This is a genomic window from Acinetobacter sp. YH12105, from assembly GCF_013419095.1.
GTDB classification, from domain to species: Bacteria; Pseudomonadota; Gammaproteobacteria; order Pseudomonadales; family Moraxellaceae; genus Acinetobacter; species Acinetobacter pseudolwoffii.
The window spans coordinates 13,484-28,432 of the sequence record NZ_VPAU01000010.1 but is presented as its reverse complement, the minus strand read 5'-3'; the positions used below and the strand labels follow the sequence as shown (position 1 = coordinate 28,432).

At 44.2% G+C, this 14,949-nt stretch carries 13 protein-coding genes; 5 read left to right on the top strand and 8 right to left on the bottom strand.

Features of this window, described 5'->3' with window-relative positions:
* Positions 1–42: 42 nt before the first annotated feature.
* From FTU44_RS08735 to fadB, 5 genes are all read right to left on the bottom strand, one after another.
* Complete coding sequence (locus tag FTU44_RS08735; RefSeq protein WP_180050177.1) at positions 43–468, bottom strand: hypothetical protein; 426 nt, start codon at positions 466–468, stop codon at positions 43–45.
* 142 nt (positions 469–610) lie between these two features.
* Positions 611–1,396 (bottom strand): hypothetical protein, encoded by a 786-nt coding sequence (locus FTU44_RS08730; RefSeq protein ID WP_180050174.1) that lies wholly within the window; start codon positions 1,394–1,396, stop codon positions 611–613.
* 1 nt (position 1,397) lies between these two features.
* Entirely contained in the window at positions 1,398–2,102 is a 705-nt protein-coding gene (locus FTU44_RS08725) for a hypothetical protein (protein ID WP_180050171.1), read from the bottom strand.
* Between the two features lie 133 nt (positions 2,103–2,235).
* Positions 2,236–3,408 (bottom strand): acetyl-CoA C-acyltransferase FadA, encoded by a 1,173-nt coding sequence (gene fadA / locus FTU44_RS08720; RefSeq protein WP_005095215.1) that lies wholly within the window; start codon positions 3,406–3,408, stop codon positions 2,236–2,238.
* Between the two features lie 12 nt (positions 3,409–3,420).
* A complete protein-coding gene (gene fadB / locus FTU44_RS08715; protein WP_005173108.1) occupies positions 3,421–5,571 on the bottom strand; it encodes a fatty acid oxidation complex subunit alpha FadB in 2,151 nt (716 codons plus the stop codon).
* Between the two features lie 583 nt (positions 5,572–6,154).
* Between fadB and FTU44_RS08710 the strand changes: the two genes are divergently transcribed.
* A complete protein-coding gene (locus FTU44_RS08710; RefSeq protein WP_180050169.1) occupies positions 6,155–6,583 on the top strand; it encodes a PH domain-containing protein in 429 nt (142 codons plus the stop codon).
* 1 nt (position 6,584) lies between these two features.
* On the opposite strand, the gene FTU44_RS08705 is transcribed toward FTU44_RS08710, so the two are convergent.
* Positions 6,585–7,646: an AAA family ATPase gene (locus FTU44_RS08705; RefSeq protein WP_180050167.1), complete on the bottom strand. Its 1,062-nt coding sequence runs from the start codon at positions 7,644–7,646 to the stop codon at positions 6,585–6,587.
* Between the two features lie 224 nt (positions 7,647–7,870).
* Between FTU44_RS08705 and uvrC the strand changes: the two genes are divergently transcribed.
* From uvrC to pgsA, 3 genes are all read left to right on the top strand, one after another.
* Complete coding sequence (gene uvrC / locus FTU44_RS08700; protein ID WP_005173083.1) at positions 7,871–9,670, top strand: excinuclease ABC subunit UvrC; 1,800 nt, start codon at positions 7,871–7,873, stop codon at positions 9,668–9,670.
* A gap of 115 nt (positions 9,671–9,785) precedes the next feature.
* Entirely contained in the window at positions 9,786–10,580 is a 795-nt protein-coding gene (locus tag FTU44_RS08695) for a thioesterase family protein (RefSeq protein WP_179999621.1), read from the top strand.
* A 107-nt stretch (positions 10,581–10,687) separates the two neighbouring features.
* The gene (gene pgsA / locus FTU44_RS08690; RefSeq protein ID WP_005095228.1) at positions 10,688–11,275 is read left to right on the top strand and encodes a CDP-diacylglycerol--glycerol-3-phosphate 3-phosphatidyltransferase; all 588 of its coding nucleotides are present in this window, start codon (positions 10,688–10,690) and stop codon (positions 11,273–11,275) included.
* A 779-nt stretch (positions 11,276–12,054) separates the two neighbouring features.
* On the opposite strand, the gene FTU44_RS08685 is transcribed toward pgsA, so the two are convergent.
* Both FTU44_RS08685 and argH read right to left on the bottom strand, forming a co-directional pair.
* The gene (locus FTU44_RS08685; RefSeq protein WP_005095230.1) at positions 12,055–12,324 is read right to left on the bottom strand and encodes an oxidative damage protection protein; all 270 of its coding nucleotides are present in this window, start codon (positions 12,322–12,324) and stop codon (positions 12,055–12,057) included.
* A 29-nt stretch (positions 12,325–12,353) separates the two neighbouring features.
* Positions 12,354–13,784 (bottom strand): argininosuccinate lyase, encoded by a 1,431-nt coding sequence (gene argH / locus FTU44_RS08680; protein WP_180050164.1) that lies wholly within the window; start codon positions 13,782–13,784, stop codon positions 12,354–12,356.
* Here argH and FTU44_RS08675 point away from each other — a divergent pair.
* On the top strand, positions 13,775–14,929 hold the full coding sequence (locus FTU44_RS08675) for a sensor histidine kinase (RefSeq protein WP_005173075.1): 1,155 nt from the start codon (positions 13,775–13,777) through the stop codon (positions 14,927–14,929). The two genes, argH and FTU44_RS08675, sit on opposite strands and share 10 nt — an antisense overlap.
* Positions 14,930–14,949: the final 20 nt, after the last annotated feature.

Here is a 14,949-nt window from a genome sequence, read left to right as displayed (position 1 = left end):
AAAAAGATGTCGTAATGACATCTTTTTTATGCTCAAAAAATCTTAAGCAGCTTTTTTGAACCAAGAGAACCAGCCTTTTTTCTCAGCTTTTACGTCTGCTTGAGCAGCTTCGGCTTTCTCAGCAGCCGCTTCTTTTACTTCAGCAGCAGTTTCAACAGTTGCTTCTTTTGCTTCTGCTACTTCTGTTTTTGCAGCTTCAACTTGTTGTTCTGCGGTTGCTTGTGCAGTTTCTACTTGAGCAGTTGTTTCAGCTTTTACTGTTTCAACTTTCGCTTCAGTTGCTTGTTTTGCATCTGTAGCAGTGGCTTGAGCAGCTTCAACTTTTGCTTGCGCAGGTGCAACCGCTTCTGTAGCAACAGTTTGAACTGTAGTCGTTGTAGCAGCAGGTGCTACTTGAGTTTCAGTTGCCATTGCAGATGCAGAAGTTGCTACGATTGCAGTCGCAAGCATTGTTTTAAGCATGTTCATATAAACCCCTTAAGGAAGTAGGAAAAAAGAGGCTTGATCATACACTTATAAAATTTAAGTGATTTATAAATATAATTTTATTGGTTGAATTTTCCACTAATTTTACAAAGAAATAACATTCTTAAGAAGCTTAAATAATATATCAATCCATAATTGCTTTTAACAGATCAGATCTTAGGGGAATATGCGTCTGATTTTTTATTAGATATTGTAGAGCCAAAGCCTCATTCTTTTTATGTAATGTGTAACCATAGAAAAGAAAAACAATTCCTATTAAAATTATTATTCCCCAGATGAATGTCGAATATATTTTTTGAATTTTTTTATCTAAAAAGTAAAAGAAAAGTATTAAAAACCCTAAAATACAAGACCACATTAAAATAGTAATAATTAAAGTTTCTTCAATTGAGCTGGCTTTAGAGAAAATATTTACATTTACTGAAATAAAGGTAAAAAAAGCTGCAAAAAGTGCTATTGTCGTGAAGACTGAATTACGAGCATCTTTAATTTCATCTTCTGCTTTCAAAACAATTTTATCCAAGTCCTTAGTTTTATTTTTCACCTCTCTATTAATTTGATCTGTTGTAGAGGTAATGAGAGAACTTTCAATATTTTTAGATTGATCAGCTAATTGCTGTTCAATAGTTTTAATAATTTGATTTTTTAAAATTTTTGTCTGATTATTAATTTTCTTTTCACTGTTCTTTTCTAGAGCATTACTAAACTCGGCCAACTGACTAATATGTTCATTAAATTTTTCTTTAATGATTAATTCTATTTCTTGAGAAGTTATATTCGACTGAATTTTGTTCGTGGTCGAATTCTGTATAGAACTTATACTTTTATCGATAATTGAAGACGAACTTTGTTCAATAGATGGAGGAACAATAAATTGAGTTGAATTAGATTTGTTATTTGAGGTGGACATTTTAGCTTAATTTGTCCTCTATGAATTCGGAGTCTAGGAACTCTATACTTTCATTAACAAAAGTCTTTAGGCGGTCTTCACTAATAGCCTCTTTGTTATGTTGATCTGAATTGATATCTATAGTAATTAATATGGCCTTATGTTGTTGAAAATCATCAGTATCAGCATTTTTCAAATTTATTAAACTTGAATCTAATTGATAAACATAATTATATTCTAAATTTTGTACTTTCCTTCTTTCAACAAGTCTTATATTGCATTCACTATAATTTTGATTTTGTGAATTCATAAAATTTCTAGCAATATATTTAGCTGGCTCAGGATCAAGTTTATAATTTCTAGAAATTAAACCTAATCTAATAATTTCAAATGAAAATTTATTAATTAGACAGTCTGATAATTTAGTTATCAGACTGGAAAAATCTATAGCTGAAGAAATTTGTGTACTACTAATAGCAATCTGAAGTTGTTCAGCTGTTATATGTAACTTTACACTTCCTTCTTTGGTTTCCATGGTCATTCTTGGGATTTCATTAGGAACAGGAATGCCTGGTGGTATAGGAAAATAATTTGCTGGGGAAATAAAAGAGATCTTAGTAGTTTCTCTAATTGCAGCTGAAAGCATTTCTAGTTTTTCTGAGAGATTTTCCATCGGTTTGAATGTAAAGACAGAAATATACTCAATTGCTTTAACTGAATCGTCCATATTAATGTTGCATAGTTTATTTACAATGATTTATAACTTATTAAAAATATTCACACAAGCTAAAAAATAATTGAAATAAATAAAAAACCCCGCAAAAGCGGGGTTTTCTTTTATCTCAGTATCTAATTAAGCATTAAACACGTTCGATAATTGTCGCAATACCTTGGCCCAAACCAATACACATCGTCGCCAGACCAATTTGCGTATCTTGCTGTTCCATCACGTTAAGCAAAGACGTGGTAATACGTGCACCAGAACAACCAAGCGGGTGACCCAACGCAATCGCACCACCGTTATGGTTCACGATATCTTGCTTGTCATAAATGCCTAAGCCCTTAAGAACAGACAGACCTTGTGCCGCAAAGGCTTCGTTCAATTCAAAGGTTTGAATGTCAGAAATGGCAAGGCCAGCACGTTTCAAGGCTTTTTGCGTTGCCGGAACCGGGCCATAACCCATGATCGCAGCATCACAACCTGCAACTGCCATAGAGCGGATCACGGCACGTGGCTTAAGACCTAAGGCTTGTGCACGCTCATAAGACATGAGCAACATTGCAGAAGCACCATCAGACAAGGCTGAAGAGGTTGCCGCAGTCACTGTACCGCCTTTCGGATCGAACACTGGACGTAAAGCACGGAATGATTCGATGTTGGCATCCGGACGGATCACTTCATCGATATCACATAGAACTTTATAACCATCAGCGTTGTGACCTTCAATGCCCACAATCTCGTTCTGGAACAGACCGTTTTCAGTCGCAGCCCAGGCACGGCGATGTGATTCCACACCAAAGGCATCCTGTTCTTCACGGCTAATGCCATTCATACGACCCAGCATTTCCGCAGTCAAGCCCATCATATTTGATGCTTTGGCATAATGCTTAGACGCTTCCGGGTTCAGGTCGATACCGTGCATCATGCCCACATGGCCCATGTGCTCTACACCACCAATGATGAAGATATCACCCTGGTTGGTGGCAATTTGCGCAGCCGCAGTATGAATCGCCTGCATAGACGAGCCACACAAACGGTTCACGGTTTGACCAGCCACAGTTTTCGGCAAGTCTGCCAGTAATGCGATATTACGGGCAATGTTCATGCCTTGTTCCAGGGTCTGATTCACACAGCCCCAGATCACGTCTTCAACTTCATTCGGGTCGAATTCGTTACGTACCATCAGGGCACGGACAAGTTCAGCAGACAGGCTGTCTGCACGTACATTGCGGAACATACCGTTTTTGGTTTTACCCATTGCTGAACGTACGCCATCGACGATGACAACGTCACGTGGATTTAAAGTAGCCATTCACGTTGCTCCTTAACCGTAGAATTTTTTGTTGTTAGCAGCCATTTCACGCAACATTTCTGGCGCTTCATAAGCTTTACCAAGGTGCGCATACTTATTGCAAAGCGCAACATACTCAGCTACACCGGTTTGATCGATGTAACGGCATGGACCACCACGGAATGGAGGGAAACCGACACCCATGATCATTGCCATATCTGCTTCAGAAGCAGTCGCGACAATGTTGTCTTCCAGGCAACGAACCGTTTCGTTACAGAAAGCCAGCATCATACGGTCAATGATTTCCTGAGCGTCAAATTCACGTTTTTCCACAGTTGCAACAGAGGCCACAAGCTCATATGCAGTTGGATCAACCACTTTGGCTTTTTTGCCTTTACGGTCAAGCTCATACTTGTAGAAACCCACGTCGTTCTTTTGACCCAGACGTTTGTTCTCATACATGGTTTGAATCGAACCTTTGAAGTCCGGTTTCATACGATCCGGGAAGCCTTCAGCCATCACTTCTGCACCATGCACGCCAGTATCAATACCGACAACGTCCATCAGGTAAGCAGGGCCCATCGGCCAGCCGAATTTTTCCATCACTTTATCGATTTGCTGGAAATCAGCACCATCTTTAAGCAATAGGTCAAATGCACCGAAGTAAGGGAACAATACGCGGTTGACCAGGAAGCCCGGGCAGTCATTCACCACGATTGGTGTTTTACCCATTTTCTGAGCAAGTACCACAGTCGTTGCAATGGCTTCGTCAGAGGTCTTCGCGCCACGGATCACTTCAACCAAAGGCATCATATGTACCGGGTTAAAGAAGTGCATCCCCACGAAGTTCTCAGGACGTTGCAGGCTTTCAGCCAGACGCGTGATCGAAATCGTAGACGTATTTGAAGCAATGATGGTGTTCTCACGTACTGATTTTTCAGTATCAGCAAGTACAGCAGCTTTGATTTTAGGGTTTTCAGTTACCGCTTCAATCACGATATCCACTTCTTTAAACTCTTCCAGGCTTAAAGTCGGACGGATACGTGCAAGCGTTTCACCCATTTTCGCTGGTGTCATTTTTTTGCGTTCAACCTGTTTGGTCAACAGTTTGTTCGCTTCAGACATACCCAATGCAAGCTGTGGATTACCAATATCTTTCATGATGATTGGTGTGCCTTTGCTCGCCGCCTGATAAGCAATACCACCACCCATGATCCCAGCGCCAAGTACCGCCGCCTGGTTCACCGGATGCGCACCTTTTTCATAGCGCTTCGAGGTTTTTTTCACGATCTGGTCGTTCAGGAACAAACCGATCAATGCACCTGCTTGTGGCGTAACTGCAGCTTTGGCAAAGCCTTCAGCTTCAACTTTTAACGCGTCATCACGATGCAGGCTCGCACCGGCCTGTAATGAATCAAGCAGTAATTTTGGCGCCGGATATTGAGCCGGATTGGCCTTGGCCAAAACCATGCCTTTCGATGAGTTAAACGCCATCATCTGTTCAATCGGGCTGAGTTTAACCGGATCCAGTTTTTCCTGACGCTTGGTTCTCCAGTCTAAACGGCCATGAATCGCCTGTTTGACCAGATCAAGTGCAGCATCTTTAAGTTTGTCAGCAGCAACCACCGCATCTACAGCACCGTCTTTTAGTGCAGCAGCAGGCTTTTTCGGGTTGGCCATGGCCATCCATTCTACAGCATTGTCGATACCGATCAGACGGCTTAAACGCACTGTACCACCGAAGCCCGGGAAAATGCCCAGCTTGATTTCAGGCAGACCGACTTGCGCCTGTTCTGACATGACACGGTAGTCACACACCAGACACATTTCAAAACCGCCACCCAGTGCCATGCCATTAATGGCAGCCACTTTAGGAATGTCGAGATCTTCGAAGCTGTTGAAAATTTCATGTACCGGCATCGCCCAGTCAACAATTGCTTGTTCACCCTGAGCAAAGTTATCGCCGAATTCAGTGATATCGGCACCGACAATAAATGTAGATTTGCCTGAAGTGACAATCAGACCTTGAATATCGGCATGGGAGACGGCTTCAATAGCAGCCTTGAAATCTTCAATCGTTGCACGGTTGAATTTGTTAACAGACTCACCTTGTAAGTCAAAGCGGAATTCTGCAATCCCGTCCTCTAGCATTTGGACGGTAATGGCATTGCCAGCGTGGATCATGCCCTGATCTCCTTTATTTTGGAGGACTTCTAAGTTGATGTTGTGAAGCAAATGCGCATATCCCGCGCACTTTTAGACTTCGCTAATCTTACGATAACTATATCCAAAAAGAACATAACAAGTTGTATCAAGCCGTGACGCAAGGGTCATCAATTTTTGCCGAATCGATTCCATCTGCGCTGTATTTTTGTTGCCGTTTTTAACCACAGCCTGAACTAAAGATTCTGTTTCAATTCATTATTTTTTATCGATTAGCCTGATTGATATGGAGCAGGGTGGACAATATTCAAGGGCAGGCTTTGCTGCTATTTGGTCAATTCAGTCAATTATCGGCCTGTGGAACAAGGAAAATCAGGGCTGAATCTCGCTCAGTACATGGCGTGCAGGCATGTATAGATATTTTCGGATCAGCCGCAATAAAACTGCAGTTGATTGTTTTAGTCGAGGGTTTTCTGAGGATTTCAGCCCCAGCATGCCTATGTTGATGCTAGGCCTGAAATAACAGTGCTTCTGTTGAATATGACCTCTGTCATCTGGCACAGAATTGTTTATGATGATCAGGCACATAGATATGGGGATCTCGATGCAGGTATTTCGTTCCAAAAAAGACTGGTGGCTGGTCGCTTTTCTGATCTGTATGAGTGGCCTGTTACTGCAACTGCTGCTGACCATGCAGGCCAAAGGCACCCTGCAGCAATATCCACTGCACACCACCATCTACATTCTGACCATTATTATTCTGTGGTGGCCGCTGTGGAGTACGCGCTATGTGCTGGAAAATGGAGTGCTGAGTATTAAAAGCCTGTGGTTGAGCTGGCAGATTCCGTTGAGCGCCATCCAGTCCATCCAGCCGACAGATCACTCTATCATTGCACCGGCCTTGTCCTTAAAGCGTCTGCGGATTGACTATAGGGAAGACGGCGTGCAGAAATTTGTATTGGTTTCACCTACAGATCCGACCGCTTTTAGACAGGCAATTCAAGCAAATAAAACGGATAGTGAGTCTGCATGATTTAAGCTTTTGCTTGCTCAGGCAGAACCACAAATTGTCCATCGACACAGTCCAGATGCAGACTGAACTGCTCGGGCTGGCTTAAAAAATACAGCGCCAGAACCGGTTCCAGTTCGGTACGCAGCTTGCGGCCCAAATGCCGGGCGCCGTAACGAATATCATAGCCCTGATAGAAATAGGCTTTGGCTGCATCCGATAAATGTACCTGTCGGTTTTGATGTTGCAGGCGTTTATTGAGTTTTTCCAGTTCAATTTCGACCAGACGCGGCAGGGCATCATGCTGTACCGCCTGATAATGCAGGCTGCGGTCAATCCGGTTTAGAAATTCAGGATCGAATTTACGCTGCATGACTTTTTCAATAATGCGCTGGGTGGGTACACGTTTCAGGCACAGCGCCTGCATTTGCTGTGGCAGGTAGCTGAGTTTCTCCAGATATTGCTGTGCGGCCTGTGCGCCGACATTACTGGTCATAAAGATCATGCAGTTACGAAAATCAATAGTTTTGGTTCCGGCTGTCAGGGTCAATCTTCCAGTATCCAGCACGTTCATCAAGCCGCGAATCACCTCGTTACTGGCTTTTTCCAGCTCATCAAACAGCATGATGCCGGGCCGGGTATGACTGCCGGCAATCGCCGTTTCATCAAACAGGCTATGCCCTTCTTTAGAACCGACATAACCCGGCGGTGCACCGGTGAGTGCTGCGGCATAATGTTCCTGTGCCAGGGTATTCATGTCAATCCGGCAGAAAGCATCCGGACGACCATAAATCGCTTCGGCAATCAGACGCACGGTTTCAGTTTTACCCACGCCGGTTGGGCCGAGCATCAAGGTGACCGAGAGTGGACGCTCCGGACTGGAGAAATCGGCCTTGACCACATGCAGCATTTTTTCAATTTCATTCAGTGCGGCATCCTGTCCAATCATCCGTTCACGCAGCAATTGCATCACGTGATTCGGCTCGAAATGAAAACGCGGTTTGCCAATCCGGCGATCACGCTCAGAGGGGTGATGGGTGGAGCTGGATGGTTGAACAATATGGATGCCCGATTGCTGCATGGTCATGCGAATCATCTCAAAACTAGACCCTTCGAGCATAGCAAAGTTAAAGGTTGAAATTTAGAGCTTTTAACAATCAGATCATGCGGAGAAAGCTATAGATTGCAAAGATGGCTGAGCTATAGTTTTAAATTGGGTGTCAAGTTGAGGGGAATTTTGTGTTTTCGCTTGAAAATAACCGAATAATCATCACATATATCTGCAGATTGCATGTAAAAAATAGGCTTTAGGTGAACGAAAACGCACGTCCTCATATCGAGAAAATTCTGGCCAATATGACCAGCCTGCCCGGGGTCTACCGGATGTATGGCAAAGACGGCGAACTGTTGTATGTGGGGAAAGCCAAAAATCTAAAAAACCGGGTCTCCAGCTATTTTGTCAAAACGCTGGATCATCCCAAAACCCAGGCCTTGGTGGCGCGGATTTATGATATTCAGACCTTGGTGGTGCGCTCTGAAACCGAAGCCTTGTTGCTGGAACAGAACCTGATCAAGCTGCATCATCCGCCGTATAACATTATGCTGCGCGATGATAAATCTTATGTCTATATCTTTGTTTCCGCAGATAAACCTTATCCACGACTGGCCAGTGGGCGCGGCAAGGGCAAGCATCAGGTCGGCAAGTTTTTTGGGCCTTATCCGAGTGCCTATACCGCCCGGGATACCTTGGTGGTGCTGCAAAAACTGTTTAATGTGCGTTCCTGTGAAAACAGCTTTTTTGCCAACCGAACCCGTCCTTGTCTGCAATACCAGATCAAGCGCTGTTCTGCGCCCTGTGTCGGATTTATCTCTCCGGAAGACTACAAAGCAGATGTGGATAACTCGATTCGCTTTTTGCAGGGCGATACCAAGGAGCTGAATCAGGAACTGATCGCAAAAATGGAAGCGGCAGCCGAAGCTCTGGAATTTGAAAAAGCCGTGTTCTATCGCGATCGGATGGCACTGTTAAGAGATGTGCAGTCACAGCAGGCGATTTATAAGCTCAAAGGCGAAGCCGATATCCTGTCTATTGCTTATCAGGCCGGGGTGACCTGTGTGCAGATCATGCATGTGCGCAACGGTAAAATGCTCGGCGGAAAAAGCTATTTCCCGGATATGCTCAGTGATGATCTAGGGCAGATGCTTGCCGATTTTATTGCCAATTTCTATTTTCAGGTGGCGGATGAAATTCCGGCCGAGCTGATTGTCAATGTCGAAGTGGCCGATCGCAAGGAACTGGAAGCTGCCTTGTCGCAGCATTTTGACAAGAAAATCCAGATCAAGTCCAAGGTACGAGAAACCCGCGCGGAATGGCTGGAACTGGCACAAATGAATGTACAGCATGCGATTCAGGGCAAGCTGGCCAATCATTTTGAGCTGAATGACCGTTTCCATCAGCTGGAACAGGTGGTCGGCCGCCCGGTGGACCGGATCGAATGTTTTGATATTTCGCATACCATGGGTGAAGACACTATCGCGTCTTGTGTGGTATTTGATAGTGGTGGGGTACGTAAACGTGATTATCGTCAGTTTTCCATCCATGACATTCAGGCGGGCGATGACTATGCCGCCATGCGTCAGGCTTTGACCCGTCGTTATAAAAAAGCCATGCTGCCAGATTTACTCCTGATTGATGGCGGCAAGGGGCAACTGCATATGGCGATGGAAGTGATGCAGGAACTGGGGCTGGAGGCCTTTATGGTCGGTGTGTCCAAAGGCGAGGGGCGTAAACCCGGTCTGGAAACCCTGCACTTTACCGATGGTCGCAAGATTCAGTTGCCAGAAGATCATAAGGCACTCCATTTGATTCAGCAGGTGCGGGATGAAGCGCATCGCTTTGCGATTACCAAGCACCGCGCCAAACGCGATAAAAAACGCGGTTCATCGGTACTAGAAGTCATTCCGGGCCTTGGGCCAAAACGCCGTCGTGACCTGTTGACCCATTTTGGCGGGATTCAGGGGGTACTGAAAGCCTCAGAAAGAGATCTGCAACTGGTGCCGGGATTGGGTTCAGTCATGGCACGGATGATCTATAAAGTGCTGCATGAATAATTATCAAGCCCAATGCAAGGGCAAAAGAGCACATTGACGCACGGGTCATTGATCATTCACAGCAGAGCAAGCTTGACTCAATATACTGAGGATCAAGACTCACTGAGGGATCAACATGTCTTTGCAGGCGCTTTATGCACAAATTTCCGAACAGGAATGGGTAGAATTTCCATCAGGATGGTTACAGGGGCGCACCCTGTATGGTGGTCTGGCTGCAGCAATGATGATGCAAAAAGCGGTTATTCAGATCAATAATCCGGCCAAACATCTGCTCAGTTGCAGCGTCACCTTTGTTGGGCCGATCCAACAGGCGAAAGTGCGACTGAGTGCTGAAATTTTGCGGGAAGGTAAGTCGGTCACCACCATCGAAGTACGTCTATGGCAAGACGAGGTAGTACAAAGTATTCTGATTGCCAGTTTTGGTATCTCGCGTGACTCGGAAATTCAGGTGCAGCAAGAAGAACAGGCACCTGACTATGCTGCACCAGAGCAGCTGTTGCAGATTCCTGCGGGTTATGGCCTGCCAGAATGTTATGACCATTTTGAAATCGCCTGGGCGGACGTCAATCTGCCTTGTAGTGCCAGCTCACGTCCGGACTTTGGCGGCTGGTGCCGTTTTCATCCTGAAAAGCATAGCAATCGTGAATTCCTGATCGCTGACCTGATGGCAATTTTCGACATCTGGCCACCTGGTGTACTGCCGATGTTTAAAAGTATGGCACCCGCGAGTAGTCTGACCTGGAGCGTGACCTATGTGCATCCGCTTCAGCATCAACTGCATGATTGGTTTAAATATAAAGTATTTACGGATCATGCTGCGGATGGTTATGCAACCGAGCATGCCTATCTCTGGGATGCAGAAAATCGCCTGATTGCGATGGCAAGACAAACAGTGACGGTGTTTGCCTAGTGACACTGACAGCCAATTCGTATAAAGTGAAGCCTATTAATGATGGATCAAACCTCTAAAAAAGTGTGCATTTTCATCGTACATGAGGGGAACAATTGGCGGTGTCTATGACTACAGGTCGTATCCTGAATATTCCAAATATCTTGACCTTGGCGCGTATCGCTCTTATTCCGGTATTTTTATTGGTGGCTTACTGGCCGCCTGCAATGGGCTTTGAAGCCAACCATTCCGACATGACACGGCATATTATTTTGACCACGATTTTTGTAGTGGCTGCAGTGACGGACTGGTTTGATGGCTATCTGGCTCGAACTTTAAACCAGACCTCTGCTTTTGGCCGTTTTCTCGATCCGGTCGCAGATAAATTGATGGTCGCAGCTGCGCTGATTGTATTGGTGCAATGGCAACCTTCAATGTCGATGGCTTTTGCTGCGATTGTGATTATTTCACGTGAAATTACTGTTTCAGCATTACGTGAATGGATGGCAGAACTGGGTGCACGAACCAATGTTGCAGTATCAACCGTGGGTAAGTACAAAACGGCTTTTCAGATGATTGCGATTACCGTGTTTTTGCTGAACTGGCCACCACTGGAAATGCTGGCCTATGCCTTGTTGTACACAGCAGTCATCCTGACTTTATGGTCGATGTTTATTTATCTGAAAGCGGCTTGGCCCTATTTGAAACAGCCTTAAGCAAAATTAAAAAAATAAGCTCCTTGAAAGGGGCTTTTTTTATGCTCCGAAATTATCAAAATTTGATAAATCACAGGCAAAAAAATACCCAGCCTTTGGGGGAAGAACTGGGATGAAATCGGGGTATTTGTTGCTTATTGTTATAGTTATTCAAAGATATCTCATCTTCTTAGAGCTCATTATAGAGAGACCATTTTACAAAATCATATGACTTCTTGTAGCAGATTGTTGTGTTTTGTGATCGGTCTGTATGTAGGATTTACAATCTATAATTTTGATACAAATATGAATGTTTTTCAGCAGGATAGTGGCTGACTATTGGCAGTGGGTAGGGTAGGTGAAAATGCTTTTTAATCTTTCAGCTTTTGTCTAAAAAGTACAGAATACCAGCCGCCGCCCAATCAAAACCCTGAATTCAAGACATCAAGAACTTAGCTTGCTGCTATTGCTCTGTTCTTGAAATTTGAAAGTGCTATTGGGGAGAAAGATTTATAATTTCAGAAATGAAAAAGAGCCTCAAAAGAGACTCTTTTAGATTAAAGCCTACGCGCGCTTTCAGCGCTTGTCTTGCGTAATGTTTAGAGCAGCGTATAAAAAAAGAATCTCCAATAATGGAGATTCTTTTAGATTAAAGCCTACGTGCAGCATAGCTGTTTGTCTTGCATTCGGGTGGAGCAGTATTAGAGATACTAAAAAGGAGCCTTTTCAGACCCCTTTATCACATTCGAAACTACGCGCTTCGCTTGTCTTGCGTAATGTTTAGAGCAGCGCTCTAAACATTACTCAGGTTTTAGCCCTTCAGCTTTTTCCAAAGTTTCGTCATTGCTAAAGAACTTTTCACGTTGTTCTTCTAGAAACTTTTTCGCGTCCGGTTCAAATACGTTTAAACGCTTTTCATTAATCAGCGTAGTCTGGTGTTTGAGCCATTCCTGCCAAGCCTGTTTAGACACATGGTCAAACAGTTCCTGACCCTTGGGGCCTGGGAAGGGTGCAAAGTCCAGGCCTTCCATTTCTTGTTGATACTTACGGCAAAATACTTGTCGAGACATATCAATACTCCGAATTTAAGCTAAAAAAGTTAAGCGTAAAGATTTTCTAAGCGAGTATAAGCACGGGCAATAGCAGCTTCGACTTGCGCAGGTGCAGTTCCACCAATATGGTTACGTGCATTCACAGATGCTTCAAGTGTTAACGCTTTTTCAAATACATCGGCCTGAATCAGGTCAGAGAACTGTTGAAGTTGCTCAAGTGTCAGCTCAGACAAATCTTTCGACTCTGCAACACCCAGTGCTACAGCTTTGCCGACAATTTCGTGCGCATCACGGAATGCCACGCCATTTTTCACCAGGTAATCTGCCAGATCAGTCGCAGTAGAGAAACCACGTAGCGCTGCTTCGCGCATTTCAGCAATGTTTGGAACCAGTGCAGGAATCATGTCGGCAAATGCCATCAATGAGCCACGTACCGTATCGATCGCATCAAACAAGGGTTCTTTGTCTTCCTGATTGTCTTTGTTGTACGCCAGCGGCTGGCCTTTCATCAGGGTCAGCAGGCTCATCAGGTCGCCATAGACACGGCCGGTTTTACCACGTACCAGTTCAGGCACATCCGGGTTTTTCTTCTGTGGCATGATTGAAGAGCCTGTACAGAAACGATCTGGAATATTCACGAATTTGAACTGAGCAGATGTCCATAGAATCAGTTCTTCAGACATACGAGACAAGTGCATCATAATTAACGATGCAGCGGCATTAAATTCAATTGCAAAATCACGATCCGATACTGCGTCTAAAGAGTTTTCAGCAATGGCTTCAAAACCTAACAGCTCAGCGGTGTAAGCACGCTCAATCGGGTAGGTGGTTCCTGCAAGTGCAGCAGAACCCAGTGGCATACGGTTGACACGTTTACGGCAATCAATCAGACGCTCAGAGTCGCGTACCAGCATTTCAAACCAGGCCATTAAGTGATGACCAAAAGTCACCGGCTGAGCGGTTTGTAAATGGGTGAAGCCCGGCATGATGGTATCGGTATTTTTAGCCGCCAAGCTTAAAATACCTTTTTGTAATTTTTCGAGTAATTTTAAAATCGCATCAATTTCATCACGTACATAAAGACGAATGTCGGTTGCGACCTGGTCATTACGGCTACGGCCAGTGTGTAATTTCTTGCCTGTGATGCCAATACGCTGAGTCAGGCGCGACTCAATGTTCATGTGCACATCTTCTAGGTCAATGCGCCATTCGAACTTACCTGCTTCAATATCGGCTTGAATGGCAGTCAGACCTTCGATGATGTCATCGCGTTCCTGTGCCGTCAGTACGCCTACTTTGGCCAGCATGGTTGCATGGGCAATCGAGCCTGCAATATCCTGTTTATAAAAACGTTGGTCAAATTGAACAGATGCTGTAAATTCAGCAACAAAAGCATCAGTCGCTTCAGAGAAACGACCACCCCACATACCCGAAGTCTGGGCTTGTGATGGATTAGAGGAATTAGAAGATGTGGTCATGTCGGCTCAATCAGATTAAAAGCAGTAGAACGAAAAAGAGTATAACAAATTCAAAGCCCATTGCCGAAGTCACATCTGCTCAATCTTTCGCATCGATAAACGGGCAAACACAAAGTTCCTATTTTTTTAGCCAGATTGGCAATCTTCGCTATTTGCTGGAACTGTTTGTCGGCGGCAATATTCTGGCCATGATTCTAGCGCTCGCAGAAGCACAGTCGTGGCAAGCTTTAAATGCGATGCATCTGCTGCAATATATGCTGTATATCAACTGGGTACTGTTATGTTTTGCAGCACTGGTGGAATTATTCCATCAGGCCTTTCAGCATATGGGGATTAAGCTGGCGCTCATTTCCGGTTTTTTGCTACTACAGGCCATTGTGGTGCTGACCACCATCAGTCTGAATGTTGTGATACATTTTGGAATGAATTTTAATTTTCAGGGCTTAAACCTGGCAATTGCCCTGGATCAGGTTGGGTTACATCTCAGTTTGGGTGTTTTGCTCGGTATGTTTTGTTTTCGCTACCTGTATTTGCGTGAACAATGGGAACAGCAGCAGCATAGTGAACTGAATGCCCGGATTCAGGCCATGCAAGCGCGGATTCAACCGCATTTTCTGTTCAATAGTATGAACAGTGTGATTAGCCTGATCAGCATCGATCCGGATAAAGCCGAACATATGCTGCTGAATCTGTCCCGCTTATTTCGTGCCAGTTTTCAGGAGTTGAAACTGGTCAGTCTGCAAGAGGAAATTGATCTGTGCCAGCGCTATCTGGAGATTGAGCAGATCCGTTTGGGTGAACGCCTGCAAATCGAATGGAAGTTAGAAAACAAAGACTTATACTCACAAGTACAAATCCCATTATTAACTTTACAACCCTTGTTAGAAAATAGTATTTTCCATGGAGTTGAAAAAATTCTCACAAAGAGTACGATAAGTATATTGGTTGAAATATTGCAAAATCAAATTAATATCATTATTACTAACCCTTATACGCAGGATAATAAAACTTTAAAAAAGGGGCATGGTATTGCAATAGAAAATGTCAGACAGCGTCTGCAAGCTTATTACGGACCCAGTATGACCTTTCAAACCTTTGCCGGCGAAGGGATGTTTACGACGGTAGTGCGATATCAATATAAATAAAAATAAATCAAAGAAATCGC